Annotated in this window: 11 protein-coding genes; 10 read left to right on the forward strand and 1 reads right to left on the reverse strand. The window is 64.5% G+C overall.

Features of this window, described 5'->3' with window-relative positions; translation table 11 throughout:
• Positions 1 to 43 precede the first annotated feature (43 nt).
• The gene (locus tag GGD63_RS23435; RefSeq protein ID WP_183245514.1) at positions 44 to 883 is read right to left on the reverse strand and encodes a formate/nitrite transporter family protein; all 840 of its coding nucleotides are present in this window, start codon (positions 881 to 883) and stop codon (positions 44 to 46) included.
• 681 nt (positions 884 to 1,564) lie between these two features.
• Here GGD63_RS23435 and GGD63_RS23440 point away from each other — a divergent pair.
• The 10 genes from GGD63_RS23440 to GGD63_RS23485 all read left to right on the forward strand — a co-directional run bounded on the left by GGD63_RS23440 (position 1,565) and on the right by GGD63_RS23485 (position 13,975).
• Positions 1,565 to 2,884: a CmpA/NrtA family ABC transporter substrate-binding protein gene (locus GGD63_RS23440; protein WP_183245515.1), complete on the forward strand. Its 1,320-nt coding sequence runs from the start codon at positions 1,565 to 1,567 to the stop codon at positions 2,882 to 2,884.
• 62 nt (positions 2,885 to 2,946) lie between these two features.
• Positions 2,947 to 3,843, forward strand: a complete 897-nt coding sequence (gene ntrB / locus GGD63_RS23445) for a nitrate ABC transporter permease (RefSeq protein ID WP_183245516.1) — start codon at positions 2,947 to 2,949, stop codon at positions 3,841 to 3,843.
• A gap of 13 nt (positions 3,844 to 3,856) precedes the next feature.
• On the forward strand, positions 3,857 to 4,651 hold the full coding sequence (locus GGD63_RS23450; RefSeq protein ID WP_183245517.1) for an ABC transporter ATP-binding protein: 795 nt from the start codon (positions 3,857 to 3,859) through the stop codon (positions 4,649 to 4,651).
• Positions 4,652 to 4,980: 329 nt separating this feature from the next.
• Positions 4,981 to 6,372 carry an MFS transporter gene (locus tag GGD63_RS23455; protein WP_183245518.1) on the forward strand — a complete coding sequence of 464 codons (1,392 nt, stop codon included), beginning with the start codon at positions 4,981 to 4,983 and terminating at the stop codon, positions 6,370 to 6,372.
• A gap of 122 nt (positions 6,373 to 6,494) precedes the next feature.
• On the forward strand, positions 6,495 to 6,923 hold the full coding sequence (locus GGD63_RS23460; protein WP_183245519.1) for a globin family protein: 429 nt from the start codon (positions 6,495 to 6,497) through the stop codon (positions 6,921 to 6,923).
• Between the two features lie 10 nt (positions 6,924 to 6,933).
• A complete protein-coding gene (locus tag GGD63_RS23465; protein ID WP_183245520.1) occupies positions 6,934 to 8,151 on the forward strand; it encodes an FAD-dependent oxidoreductase in 1,218 nt (405 codons plus the stop codon).
• Position 8,152: 1 nt separating this feature from the next.
• Positions 8,153 to 10,855 (forward strand): nitrate reductase, encoded by a 2,703-nt coding sequence (locus GGD63_RS23470; protein ID WP_183245521.1) that lies wholly within the window; start codon positions 8,153 to 8,155, stop codon positions 10,853 to 10,855.
• 233 nt (positions 10,856 to 11,088) lie between these two features.
• Positions 11,089 to 11,985 carry an SMP-30/gluconolactonase/LRE family protein gene (locus GGD63_RS23475; protein ID WP_183245657.1) on the forward strand — a complete coding sequence of 299 codons (897 nt, stop codon included), beginning with the start codon at positions 11,089 to 11,091 and terminating at the stop codon, positions 11,983 to 11,985.
• Positions 11,986 to 12,004: 19 nt separating this feature from the next.
• Entirely contained in the window at positions 12,005 to 12,844 is an 840-nt protein-coding gene (locus tag GGD63_RS23480; protein WP_183245522.1) for an aldo/keto reductase, read from the forward strand.
• Between the two features lie 189 nt (positions 12,845 to 13,033).
• A complete protein-coding gene (locus GGD63_RS23485) occupies positions 13,034 to 13,975 on the forward strand; it encodes a DMT family transporter (protein WP_183245523.1) in 942 nt (313 codons plus the stop codon).
• Positions 13,976 to 13,999 lie beyond the last annotated feature (24 nt).

Genomic DNA, 13,999 nt, shown 5'->3' on the forward strand with positions numbered 1-13,999 from the left:
CTCACCCTGATCGGGCGAGGCTCCCCTGTCGAGACGTATTCGATCAGGCCGCGATGCGGGGCTTCGCAGCCTTGTCGGCCTGGCGCTTCGGCAGGGTCATGACGTGGGTGGCGTAGAGGGTCATGCCGGTGAAGGCGAGGCCGCCGACGAGGTTGCCGAGCACGGTCGGGATCTCGTTCCAGATCAGATAGTCCATGATCGAGAACTTGGCGTGCAGCATCAGGCCCGACGGGAACAGGAACATGTTCACGACGGAATGCTCGAACACCATGTAGAAGAACACCAGGATCGGCATCCACATCGCGATGACCTTGCCGGGGACCGAGGTCGAGATCATGGCGCCGACGACGCCGGTCGAGACCATCCAGTTGCAGAGCATGCCGCGCATGAACAGCGTCGCCATGCCGGCTGCACCGTGCGCGGCATAGCCCAGCGTGCGGCCTTCGCCGATATTGCCGATCGCCGCGCCGACCTTGTCGGGGGCCTGGGTGAAGCCGAAGGTCGTGACAAAGGCCATCATGAAGGCCACCGTGAAGGCGCCGGCGAAGTTGCCGACGAAGACGAGGCCCCAGTTGCGCAGCACGCCACCGAGGGTGACGCCCGGGCGCTTGTCGATCAAGGCGAGCGGGGAGAGCACGAACACGCCGGTCAAGAGGTCGAAGCCCAGCAAATAGAGCATGACGAAGCCAACCGGGAACAGCAGTGCGCCGATCAGTGGCTGACCGGTGTTCACGTTGATCGTGACGGCGAACCATGCGGCGAGGGCGAGGATCGCGCCGGCCATGTAGGCCCGGATCATGGTATCCCGGGTGGACATGAAGATCTTGGACTCGCCCGCATCCACCATCTTGGTGACGAATTCCGAAGGCGCGAGATACGACATCAAGGGTTCCTTTTGCTTCGTAAGTGAGATCGACACGCCCTCCCGAAGAGAGCGCGGCTGAACGTTTTGGCCGTGCGGACGGCTCTGCCGCGCACGAGGGCTATGGAAAGTCTGGAAGCCTTGGGAATCGCGTCACGACAAACTGAGCCGGGGAGGGCCGCGAAGCAGTTGAGCTTCCGGGATGCAGCCGGCAGAGGCTGCAACAATGCGGCAAGCCGCAGTCTTCGTTGACGCAAATGAAGAAGCAAGTTGCGTGCCGCGGCATGTAGGCCGAAAAAGCAAGTAAGATCAGTTAGATGCGTCCTGCTATGCGATGACCTTCGCGCGCCGCGCCGCCTTTTGCTTGGGCGCCTGCACAATGTTTGTGCGTCGCACAAGTATTGGGCAGATCGCAAGTTTCGCGAGCGGGACGGGCCTGCGACAGTCTGGCGCGGCGTCCATAACATATTGTTTTTTTGGTGCTTTTGACGGCGTTAGGCTTGGCATGAAGCTTGAATGTTTCCCGGCCGACGCCATTGAAGCCGTCCCGCGAGACTTCTCATCCGAATTGCTGACGCCACCCGAACGGGGGTCTCCCCGTCGCGCGTTCGCATGCGCTCTTTTGGAGCGTCACGGACGGACGGGCTGCTCGTGCGCACTGACGCAATCATTCCGCAACGACGCAAAAGGACGACATTACCGATGACCAAGCGCATCCGCCGGCCCTCCGAGACTGGCCTCAGCCGCCGTCAATTGTTGAAAGCCGCTGGCTCTACCGCTGCCCTTCTCGCCGCCGCCAAACTCAATTTCCCCGCCGGCGCCTTCGCGCAGGATGGAGGGCCCGAGGTCAAGGGCGCCAAGCTCGGCTTCATCGCGCTGAGCGATGCCGGTCCGCTCTTCGTCGCCAAGGACAAGGGCTTCTTCGCCAAGCACGGCATGCCTGACACTGACGTGCAGAAGCAGGCCTCCTGGGGCACCACGCGCGACAACCTCGTGCTCGGCTCCGAAGGCAATGGCATCGACGGCGCGCATATCCTCACCCCCATGCCGTACCTGATCTCGGCCGGCAAGGTGACGCAGAACAACCAGCCGACGCCGATGTACCTCCTGGCGCGGCTCAATCTCGACGCCCAGTGCATCTCGGTCGCCAAGGAATATGCCGATCTCAAGGTCGGCGCGGACGCCTCGGTGCTCAAGGCCGCGTTCGAGAAGAAGAAGGCCGAAGGCAAGTCGGCCAAGGTCGCGATGACCTTCCCGGGCGGTACGCATGATCTCTGGATCCGCTACTGGCTCGCCGCCGGCGGCATCGACCCCGACAAGGACGTCGAGACCATCACCGTGCCGCCGCCGCAGATGGTGGCGAACATGAAGGTCGGCACCATGGACGCGTTCTGCGTCGGCGAGCCCTGGCCCGGGCAGCTGGTCCACCAGGGCATCGGCTATACCGCCGTCAACACCGGCGAGATCTGGAGCAAGCATCCGGAAAAATCGCTCGGCATGCGCGCTGCCTGGGTCGACAAGAACCCGAAGGCCGCAAAGGCAATCCTCATGGCGGTGATGGAGGCCCAGCAATGGGCCGACAAGATGGAGAACAAGGAAGAACTCGCCACCATCATGGGCAAGCGGCAGTGGATCAACTGTCCTGTCGAGGACATCGCCGACCGCGCCAAGGGCAAGTTCGACTACGGCCTCCCCGGCAAGGTGGTCGAGAACTCGCCGCACATCATGAAGTATTGGCGTGATCATGCCTCATATCCGTTCCAGAGCCACGATCTCTGGTTCATGACCGAGGACATCCGCTGGGGCAAATACGAGGCCGGTTTCGACAGCAAGGCGCTGATCGCCAAGGTCAACCGCGAGGATCTCTGGAAGGACGCGGCCAAGACGCTCGGCGTCGCCGCCGCCGACATCCCGACCTCCACCTCGCGCGGCAAGGAGACCTTCTTCGACGGCAAGGTGTTCGATCCCGAAAATCCGGCTGCCTATCTGAAGTCGCTCGCAATCAAGCGCGTCGAAGTCTGATGGAGCCAGCGGCCGCCCCATTGGGCGGCCGCGTCGTCCTTTGCAGCCGGAGAGATATTGCGATGAACATGCCTGCCACGAAGATTGAGGTCGAGACCGCGACGCCGGCGGCCGCCGCCGCACCGGTCGTCGCGATGACGCCGAAGCGTCCGCCGCGCAGTGAGGCCTACGCACGGATGGCAAGGGAAACCGCCGTGCGCGTCATCCCGCCGCTGGTCGTGCTCGCGCTGCTGACGCTGGTGTGGGAGCTGGTCTGCCGCCGCGCCGGCTCGGCGCTGCCGCCGCCGTCCAGAGTGTTCAAGGATACCAAGGAGCTGATCTTCGATCCGTTCTTCGACCATGGCGGCATCGACAAGGGCCTGTTCTGGCATCTCTCCGCCAGTCTCCAGCGCGTCGCGCTCGGCTATTCGCTCTCGGCGATCGCCGGCATCGCGCTCGGCGTGCTGGTCGGGCAATCGGTCTGGGCGATGCGCGGGCTCGATCCGCTGTTCCAGGTGCTGCGCACCATTCCGCCGCTCGCCTGGCTGCCACTCTCGCTCGCCGCGTTCCGCGACGGCCAGCCCTCGGCGATCTTCGTCATCTTCATCACCTCGATCTGGCCGATCATCATCAACACCGCGGTCGGCATCCGCAACATTCCGCAGGACTACCGCAACGTCGCCGCGGTGGTGCAGCTCAACCCGCTCGAGTTCTTCTCCAAGATCATGATCCCGGCGGCCGCGCCCTACATCTTCACCGGCCTGCGCATCGGCATCGGCTTGTCGTGGCTGGCGATCGTCGCCGCGGAAATGCTGATCGGCGGCGTCGGCATCGGCTTCTTCATCTGGGATGCCTGGAACTCCTCGCATATCAGCGAGATCATCCTGGCGCTGTTTTATGTCGGCATCGTCGGCTTCGTGCTGGACCGCCTGATCGCGGGCCTCGGCAAGGTCGTCACCCGCGGCACCGCGACAAGCTAAGGAGTAGGGACACATGACCGCCTATCTGAAGCTCGATCACATCGACAAGATTTTTACCCGTGGCGCTGCGACGACCGAGGTACTGAAGGACATCAACCTGACGATCGAGAAGGGGCAATACGTCTCGATCATCGGCCACTCCGGCTGCGGCAAGTCGACCCTGCTCAACATCATCGCCGGGCTCACGACCGCCACCACCGGCGGCGTGCTGCTGGAGAACCGCGAGGTCAACTCGCCGGGTCCCGATCGCGCGGTGGTGTTCCAGAACCACAGCCTGCTGCCGTGGCTCACCGTCTACGAGAACGTCAGGCTCGGCGTCGACAAGGTGTTCGCCAGGACCAAGACGAAGGCCGAGCGCGACGCCTGGGTGATGCACAATCTCAACCTGGTGCAGATGGCCCATGCCAGGGATAAGCGTCCCTCGGAAATCTCCGGCGGCATGAAGCAGCGCGTCGGCATCGCGCGGGCGCTGGCGATGGAGCCGAAGGTGCTGCTGCTGGATGAGCCGTTCGGCGCGCTCGATGCGCTGACGCGGGCGCATTTGCAGGATTCGGTGATGGCGCTGCATCAGAAGCTCGGCAACACCATCCTGATGATCACCCACGACGTCGACGAGGCCGTGCTCTTGTCTGACCGCATCGTGATGATGACGAACGGGCCGAGCGCGCGCATCGGCGAGGTGCTGGAGGTGCCGCTGGCGCGCCCCCGCAAGCGGCTCGAGCTCGCGACCAACACCACCTATCTGAAGTGCCGGCAGCGCGTGCTCGAATTCCTCTACGAGCGTCATCGCTTCGTTGAGGCCGCGTAAACGAAGAAAGATGCCCGCGCCCAAATAATCGACATCAAGCCCAATCCTTGTGCGTCGCACAAGGATTGAGCGAAGCGCAAATTCAGCGTGCGAGAAAGTCCTGCAAAAACTTCGGGCAATACGAATAACGTCCTGAAAACCCAGCATTTCCAGCATGCGCGCAACTGGCACGGAAATTGAAGTGCATTTGCGCGACGCCAACGACGACGTCCCTCAACATCATCAATCAGCATCGTGAACTCGCCACCGGGGTGAAGCCCCGGAGCGCGCCTCCGTGACCGGCGGCAGAGCCTGCAACGACGCAGCGGTGAGACTGGAAGGGATAATGTATGACCAAGAATTCGTCTCTAAGTCAGACTTGGATTTCTGACTGGCGCCCCGAAGATGAGGCGTTCTGGAATGCGGGCGGCAAGACCATCGCCCGGCGTAACCTGATCTGGTCGATCGTGGCTGAACATATCGGCTTCTCGGTCTGGCTGATCTGGAGCATCGTAACCACCAAGCTGCCGCTGGCGGGCTTCCACTACAGCACGGACCAGCTGTTCCAGCTGGTTGCGGTGCCTGGGCTGATCGGCGCCTTCATGCGCTTTCCCTACACCTTCGCGGTGACGACCTTCGGCGGTCGCAACTGGACCATCTTCAGCGCGGCGATCCTGTTCATCCCGACGCTGTCGCTGGCCTATTTCGTCAGCCAGCCCGATACGCCGTTCTGGCTGATGCTGCTGGTCGCCTCCACCGCCGGCCTTGGCGGCGGCAATTTCGCCTCCAGCATGACCAACATCTCCTTCTTCTTCCCCGACCGGATGAAGGGCTGGGCGCTGGGGCTCAACGCCGCCGGCGGCAATATCGGTGTCTCCAGCGTGCAGCTCTTGACCCCGATCCTGATGACGCTCGCCGTCATCAACCTGTTCCAGGCAAGCCCCGTCGACGGCATCTATCTCCAGAATGCCGGTCTGATGTGGGTGCTGCCGATCGCGATCGCGGTGTTCGGCGCGGTGTTCTTCATGAACAACCTGACCACGGCCAAGTCGTCGGTCAGGAATCAGCTCGCGGTGGTCAAGCGCAAGCACACCTGGATCATGGCGTACCTCTATATCGGCACGTTCGGGTCCTTCATCGGCTACTCCGCGGCGTTCCCGTTGCTGCTCAAGACGCAGTTTCCGTCGGTGACGATCTCGATCGCCTTCCTCGGGCCGCTGGTCGGGTCGCTGTCGCGTCCCTTCGGCGGCTGGCTCGCCGACAGGATCGGCGGCTCGGTCATCACCTTCTGGAATTTCATCGCGATGGCGGCTGCGACGGTTGGTGCGCTCTATTTCGTCGGGCACAAGGACTTCATCGGCTTCCTGTCGATGTTCCTGATCCTGTTCGTGACGACGGGCATCGGCAACGGCTCCACCTACCGCATGATCCCCTCGATCTTCCGCGAGCAGAACCTGTTCAAGGTGCGCGGCAAGGGCGATGCGGCGCGCAGCGCTGCCCTGAAAACGGCGAGCATCGAGAGCGGCGCGGCGGTCGGCTTCATCGGCGCGATCGGTGCCGTCGGCGGCTATCTGATCCCGAGCGGCTTCGGCAAGTCGATCGCCCTGACCGGCGGCCCGCAGCTCGCGCTCGCGATCTATCTCGCCTTCTACGCCTCCTGCCTCGGCCTGACCTGGTGGTTCTATCTGCGTCGCAGCCCGCAGGGTGAGGGCGCGGCGGGCCTCGCCGAAGCGCGAGTCTGACACTTGGTACGAATCTCGCTTCTCCCCGTACGCGGGGAGAAGACTCTCTGATGACGTTTGACCCATGAACCTTGTCCGCAACGGCGCGGACAAAGGCAGACCGAAACAGACAGGAGAACATTATGACGCCCGAACAGATTACCCTCATTCAGCAGAGCTTCGCCAAGGTCGCGCCGATTTCGGAAGCCGCCGCGGTGTTGTTCTACGATCGCCTGTTCGAGGTGGCGCCGTCCGTGCGCGTGATGTTTCCCGAGGACATGACCGAGCAGCGCAAGAAGCTGATGGGCATGCTCGCCGCCGTGGTCGGCGGCCTGTCGAACCTCGAGACGATTCTTCCCGCGGCCTCGGCGCTCGCCAAGCGTCACGTCGCCTATGGCGCCAAGGCCGAGCACTACCCCGTGGTCGGCGCGACCTTGCTGTGGACCCTCGAGAAGGGTCTTGGCGAAGCCTGGACGCCCGAACTCGCTGCCGCCTGGACCGACGCCTACGGCGTGTTGTCCGGCTACATGATTTCCGAGGCCTACGGCGCACAGGCGCAGGCCGCCGAATAGGAGATGCCTTGTGAGTGAACCGCTGGTCATCGTCGGTAACGGTATGGCGGCCGCGCGGCTTGTCGACGAACTCGCCAAGACCGCACTCGGCCGCTACGCGGTTGCCGTCATCGGCGATGAGCCGCGGCTCGCTTACAATCGCGTGCTGCTCTCCTCCGTGCTGGCCGGCGAGACCGGTTCGCACGAGATCGAGCTCAGGCCGGCCGACTGGTGGCGCGAACGCGGCATCACTGTGCGCTACGGCTATCGCGTCACCGAGATCGACACCGGCCGCCGCGAGCTCAAGATCGCCGGCGAAGAGAGTATGGAATATTCCAAGCTCGTGCTCGCCACGGGATCGACGCCGCTGCGGCTCAACGTGCCGGGCGCCGATCTTGCCGGCGTGCACACGTTTCGCGATACGCGCGATGTCGACCTGCTGCTGACGCTCGCGGCCGCGAAGAAGCGCGTCGTCGTGGTCGGCGGCGGTCTGCTCGGCCTCGAAGCCGCCTACGGCCTCGCCAAGGCCGGCGCGCCGGTGACGCTGCTGCATCTGATGGACCGGCTGATGGAGCGCCAGCTCGATGCACCCGCGGCCGACCTGCTCAAGACGCTGGTCGAGCGCAAGGGCATCCGCATTCTGCTCAATGCCAGCACGAAGTGCATCCATGGCGACGGCCACGTCGAGGCCGTCGAGCTTGCCGACGGCAGCCGGATCGAAGCCGATGCGGTGATCTTCGCCGCCGGCATCAGGCCGAACGTTGCGCTGGCGAAGGAGGCGGGGATTGCGGTCAATCGCGGCGTTGTCGTCAACGATGTGATGCAGACCTCCTCGTCCGACATCTTCGCGCTCGGCGAATGCGCCGAGCATCGCGGCACCTGCTATGGCCTGGTCGAGCCCGCCTACGAGCAGGCGCGCGTGCTGGCGCGGCATCTCGCCGGCCGGCCCGCCGCCTATCAGGGCAGCGTGGTCTCGACCAACCTCAAGGTCTCCGGCGTCAGCGTGTTCTCCGCGGGCGACTTCATGGGCGGAGAGGGCAGCGAGAGCCTTGTGCTGTCAGACCGCAGGCGCGGCACCTACAAGAAGCTCGTGATCGCCGACGGCCGGCTCACCGGCGCGGTGCTGATCGGCGATACAATCGATGCGCTCTGGTATCTCGAGCTGATCCGCAATCGCGACAAGGTTGCGGCGATCCGCACCGACATGATGTTCGGCCGCGCGCTTGCGCAGCCTTCGAAAGCGGCTTGATATGACGGCGATCGATCCGAACCTCCGCGCGACCCGAACGACATGCCCCTATTGCGGCGTCGGCTGCGGCGTGCTGGCAACACCCGACGGCAAGGGCGGCGCCGCGATCGCTGGCGATCCCGATCATCCCGCCAATTTCGGCCGGCTGTGCTCCAAGGGCTCGGCGCTCGGCGAGACCGTCGGGCTCGAGAGCCGGCTGCTCTATCCCATGATCCGCTGCAAGGGCGTGCTGGAGCGCGTCGCCTGGAGCGATGCGCTCGACCACGTCGCCCATCGCATGCAGCACATCGTGGCCCGCGACGGCGCCGATGCGGTCGCGTTCTATCTCTCCGGCCAGCTCCTCACCGAGGACTATTACGTCGCCAACAAGCTGATGAAGGGTTTTGTCGGCACGGCGAACGTCGACACCAATTCGCGGCTCTGCATGTCGTCCTCGGTCGCCGGCCACCGCCGCGCCTTCGGCGCCGACACCGTGCCCGGCTGCTACGAGGATCTCGACCAGGCCGATCTGCTGGTCTTCGTCGGCTCGAATGCGGCCTGGTGCCATCCCGTGCTGTTCCAGCGCATGCTGAAGAACAGGCAGGAGCGCGGCGCGCGCATGATCGTGATCGATCCGCGCCGCACCGACACCGCAAGCGACGTCGATCTGTTCCTTGGCCTCAAGCCCGGCACCGACACCGCGCTGTTCTCCGGCCTGTTCGTCCACCTCGCCGACAACGGCGTGCTCGATCGGGACTACATCGCGCAGAACACCAGCGGTTTCGACGATGCGCTGGCGCGCGCGCGCAACATCGCCGGCAGCGTCGGCGCGACGGCGCTTGCCACGGGCCTCTCCGAGCAGGACGTCGCCACCTTCTTCAAGATGTTCCGTGACACCGAGAAGGTCGTCACGCTGTATTCGCAAGGGGTCAACCAGTCGGCGCAGGGCACCGACAAGGTTAACGCGATCCTGAACTGCCATCTCGCCACGGGCCGCATCGGCAAGCCCGGTGCCTCGCCGTTCTCGCTCACCGGCCAGCCCAACGCGATGGGCGGCCGTGAGGTCGGCGGGCTCGCCAATATGCTCGCCGCCCATATGGGCTTCACGCCGCCCGACATCGACCGCGTCAGGCGGTTCTGGAAGGCGCCGCGCATCGCCACCCATGAGGGATTGAAGGCGGTGCAGCTGTTCGAGGCCATCAACCGCGGCGAGGTCAAGGCGCTGTGGGTGATGGGGACCAATCCGGCGGTGTCGCTGCCCGACGCCGACATGGTCCGCGACGCCCTGAAGAAGCTCGAGCTGTTCGTGGTCTCCGAGAACGTGCTCTCCAACGACACCGTCGAAGCCGGCCCGCACGTGCTGCTGCCGGCGCTCGCCTGGGGCGAGAAGTCGGGCACGGTGACCAATTCCGAGCGGCGCATCTCGCGCCAGCGCTCGTTCCTGCCCGCGCCGGGCGAGGCGCGCCCCGATTGGTGGATCCTGAGCGAGACCGCAAAGCGTCTCGGCTTCGGCGAGAGTTTTAATTACAGATCGGCCGCCGATATCTTCCGCGAGCACGCCGCTCTCTCGGCCTTCGAGAACAATGGCAGCCGCGATTTCGACATCGGCGCGCTGACCTCGCTGTCGGACGAAGCGTTCGACGCCTTGAGGCCGGTGCAGTGGCCGGCGCGCGAAGGCGCTTTGCCGGGCGAACGTTTCTTCGCGCAAGGCGGCTTCTTCACCAATGACGGCAAGGGCCGCTTCATTGCGCCGGAGGTGCCGACGCTGCGTGGCGAGACCGGTCCCTCGCGGCCGCTGCGGCTCAACACCGGGCGCATCCGCGACCAGTGGCACACCATGACGCGCACGGGCCTCAGCCAGCGGCTGGGCGCGCATCTGCCCGAGCCGTTCGTCGAGATTCATCCCGACGACGCCGGCAAATACGGCATCGCCCATGACGGCTATGCCCGCATCACCACCGATTACGGCCAGTGCATCCTGAAGGTCGTCGTCAGCGAACGGCAGCAGCGCGGCACGCTGTTCGTGCCGATCCACTGGAGCGCGATGAACGCCTCGCACGGCCGCGTCGGTGCGCTGGTGCAGTCCTTCACGGATCCATTCTCGGGGCAGCCGGAAGCCAAAGCGACACCGGCCGCGATCGCGCCCTACGAATTCGTCTTCCGCGGCTTCGCGCTGTCGCGCAAGCAGCTCGACCTGCCGCAGAACCTGTTGTGGACCCGCGTCACGGTGGCCGGCGGCTTCGGCTACCTCTTTGCCGACAACGCGGACCTCGCCCGCTGGCCGGCCTGGCTCGACGGCGTCGCCGGCGAGGACGTCGCCGAGTACCGCGACTTCGGCGGCGGCGTCTATCGTGCGGCTTCGTTTGCAGGCGATCGCATCGAGACCTGCCTGTTCGTCGGACCCGCGCACGACGCCGGCGATTGGGAGGTGGTGAAGAGCCTGTTCGTCGCCGATCAGGTCACCGACGACCAGCGCCGCACGCTGCTGTCAGGTAAGTCCAGCGAAGGCGCCGCCTCGACCGGCCCGATCGTCTGCGCCTGCTTCGGCGTCGGCCGCGGCACCATCTGCGACACCATCGCCGGCGGCGCGCGCACCGCCGCCGAGATCGGCGCCAAGCTCAAGGCCGGCACCAATTGCGGCTCCTGCATCCCCGAGCTGAAGCGCCTGATCGCGACGACGGAGTTGCCTGCGCAGCAGGCGAAGGTCGCGGGCGCGGCTGGGTAGGGCTGGCTTTCTGGGGCGTCGCCGAATATTCCGCTGTCATCGCCCGGCTTGACCGGGCGATCCAGTACGCCGAGACATCTTTGACTAAGCGGTGAGGCCGCGGCGTACTGGATTCCCCGCTTTCGCGGGGAATGACAGTGAGGGCGAGGCGGCATGCCGCCCGCGCCAATCGACGCGCCCGCTAATGTGCCGTATGGTGCCGCGCTCTCCCCTCAACGCGCACAAAAACAATGATGTACCTGGAAACGCCCCCGCGCCTGATCGAGACCAGGCTGTTCTCCGCAATGCCCGACAAGTTCCGCCGCAAGGGCGAGCGGACTGATTGGGCTGACGCCAACCGCCCGGGTGTTGCGACCGACAGCTTCATCGAAGGGCCGTCATTCGACAGGGACGGCAATCTCTACGTCGTCGACATTCCCTTCGGCCGCATCTTCCGCATTGCGCCTGACGGCGAATGGTCACTCGTAATCGAATATGAGGGCTGGCCGAACGGACTGAAGATCGCAGCCGACGGCCATATCCTGGTCGCCGACTACATGCATGGCATCATGGAGCTCGATGCGACGGGAGGGCGGATCAAGCCCATCCTGACCGCGCGCAATTCGGAATCGTTCCGCGGCTGCAACGATCTGCATCTCGCGTCGAACGGCGACATCTATTTCACCGACCAGGGCCAGACCGGCCTGCACGATCCGAGCGGCCGGGTCTATCGGTTGGCATCGAACGGCCGGCTGGATTGCCTGCTCGACACCGGCATCAGTCCGAACGGCCTCGTGCTCGATCCAACCGAAACCGTGCTGTTCGTCGCCATGACGCGCGACAATGCGGTGTGGCGGCTGCCGTTCATGAAGGACGGCTGCGTGTCCAAGGTCGGCCGCTTCTGCTCGCTGTTCGGCACCAGCGGTCCTGATGGTATGACCATGGATGCGAAGGGGCGTCTGTTCGTCGGCCACGCCTCGCTCGGTCATGTCTTCGTGTTCGCGCCGAACGGGGAACTGATCGCGCGGATCAAGTCGTGCGCGGGACCGAATTGCACCAATGTTGCGATCGGTGGCGAAAACAGGGATCGGCTCTATATCACGGAGTCTGCGACTGGCAGTGTGCTGGTGGCGGATATCGGCGGACTCTAGAGCATCTGAAGGAATAAACATGAACACAAAACCCTTCGGCAAAGCCAACGCCAACGTCTCCGTCATCGGGCAGGGCACCTGGTATCTCGATCATGGCGATCGCAAGCGCGCGATCGCGGCGCTTCAGCACGGGCTTGATCTCGGCATGACCCACATCGACACCGCCGAGATGTATGGCGATGCCGAGCTCGTCATTGCCGATGCGATCGCGGGCCGGCGCGACGAGGTGTTCCTGGTCTCGAAAGTGCTGCCGAGCAACGCCTCGCGCCGGGGCACCATCGCGGCCTGCGAACGCTCGTTGAAGCGGCTGAAGACCGATCGGCTCGATTGTTATCTCCTGCACTGGCGCGGTTCCTATCCGCTCGAAGACACCGTCGCCGCCTTGGAGGAACTGGTGACATCAGGCAAGATCAAGTCCTGGGGCGTCTCCAATTTCGATGCTGACGATCTCGACGAGATTCTCGATGTCTCGGGCGAAGGGCGCATCGCCTGTAATCAGGTGCTCTATCATCTGAAGGAGCGTGCGATCGAGCACGCGGTGATCCCGTGGTGCGAGCAGCATGGCGTTGCCGTCGTCGCCTATTCGCCGTTCGGCCATGACGATTTTCCGGCGAGCAACAGCAAGGGCGGCGCGGTGCTCGCGCGCATCGCGGAGGCGCGTCGTGCGACACCGCGTCAGGTCGCGCTGAGCTTCCTCACCCGTGCGACTACGGTGTTCGCGATTCCGAAGGCCTCGTCGGCGGAACATGCCGGCGAGAATGCGGTAGCCGGCGATCTCGTGCTGACGAAAGAGGAGATTTCAGCGCTGGATGCGGCGTTTCCGCGCGGTCCGAAGCCGCGCAGCCTGCCCATGCTGTAGTGCAGCAAACGCTCAATATTAATGGAGTATTGACGCGCGCGGCGGTCTGCGCATATCGGCATCCTGTTTTCGGAAGTTGTGAAAGCGGCGCATTTGTCGTTTTTTACGAACGCACTCGATTCGCATTTTTCCCGAGTTCCAGCCGTGACCCCGCCGCCAGCCGCAGCCGCAAGGCTCGATAGTATTTCCGTGCCTATGCCCGAGAGGAAGCAGGTCGGTCGCCGCGCACCCGCGCGCGTCGATCATCCGTTCAAGGGCATCGCACTGATTTTGCTGTCGACGGTGTTTCTCGGCTGCTCCGACACCGCCGCGAAATATCTGTCGACCAGCCTGCCGTCGATCGAGATCACCTGGATCCGCTTTCTCACCTTCGCGCTGATCTTCACGCCGGTGATGCTGCGGTCCTCGCCGTATTACTCGATGCGCACCGAGCGTCTCGGATTGCACGTGATGCGTGGCGCGGTGCTGCTCGGCTCCTCGCTGTTCTTCATCACGGGGCTCGGCTTCCTCCCGATCGCGGAAGCGTCCGCCACCGGCTTCGTTGCGCCGCTGTTCGTCACGGCGCTCTCGATCGTCTTTCTCGGCGAGAAGGTCGGCATGCGCCGCTGGTTCGCGACCGCACTCGGCCTCGTCGGCGTGCTGATCATCCTGCGCCCGGGCACCAGCGCATTTCATCCGGCAGCTTTCTTCCCGGTGGTCTCGGCGGCCTGCTGGGCCGGTACGTTGATCTTGACGCGGATGATGAGCGGTCGCGAAGCCGTCGTCACCACCATGGCTTATTCCTCGCTGACCGGCCTTGCGATCCTCACCGCAATCGTGCCCTTCGTCTGGGTGACGCCGTCCTGGACCGCGATCGCACTCGGCATCTTCATCGGCATCGCCTCGACCGCCGGCCAGTGGATCGTCGTGCTGGCCTATCGCTATGGCGATGCCTCGGTGCTGGCGCCGTTCTCCTACTCGCAATTGTTGTGGGTGAGCATTCTCGGCTTCTTCATCTTCGGCGAGGTGCCGAGCATCTGGACCATCGTCGGCGCGGCCTTCATCGTCGCCAGCGGTCTCTACATCGCCCATCGCGAGCGCGTTCGCCGCGCCCAGCTGCTGGTGCTGGAAGAGCGTTCCCCGAACGCCTGACGCAAGTTCGCGCATCTCGCGTCG

It is taken from the genome of Bradyrhizobium sp. cir1 (genome assembly GCF_014198245.1).
Lineage (GTDB): Bacteria > Pseudomonadota > Alphaproteobacteria > Rhizobiales > Xanthobacteraceae > Bradyrhizobium.

What these genes read in the sequence shown, in the direction of transcription:
- GGD63_RS23435 (WP_183245514.1), bottom strand. Translation starts at nt 883, where the DNA reads ATGTCGTATCTCGCGCCTTCGGAATTCGTCACCAAGATGGTGGATGCG.
- GGD63_RS23440 (WP_183245515.1), top strand. Translation starts at nt 1,565, where the DNA reads ATGACCAAGCGCATCCGCCGGCCCTCCGAGACTGGCCTCAGCCGCCGT.
- ntrB (WP_183245516.1), top strand. Translation starts at nt 2,947, where the DNA reads ATGAACATGCCTGCCACGAAGATTGAGGTCGAGACCGCGACGCCGGCG.
- GGD63_RS23450 (WP_183245517.1), top strand. Translation starts at nt 3,857, where the DNA reads ATGACCGCCTATCTGAAGCTCGATCACATCGACAAGATTTTTACCCGT.
- GGD63_RS23455 (WP_183245518.1), top strand. Translation starts at nt 4,981, where the DNA reads ATGACCAAGAATTCGTCTCTAAGTCAGACTTGGATTTCTGACTGGCGC.
- GGD63_RS23460 (WP_183245519.1), top strand. Translation starts at nt 6,495, where the DNA reads ATGACGCCCGAACAGATTACCCTCATTCAGCAGAGCTTCGCCAAGGTC.
- GGD63_RS23470 (WP_183245521.1), top strand. Translation starts at nt 8,153, where the DNA reads ATGACGGCGATCGATCCGAACCTCCGCGCGACCCGAACGACATGCCCC.
- GGD63_RS23475 (WP_183245657.1), top strand. Translation starts at nt 11,089, where the DNA reads ATGTACCTGGAAACGCCCCCGCGCCTGATCGAGACCAGGCTGTTCTCC.
- GGD63_RS23480 (WP_183245522.1), top strand. Translation starts at nt 12,005, where the DNA reads ATGAACACAAAACCCTTCGGCAAAGCCAACGCCAACGTCTCCGTCATC.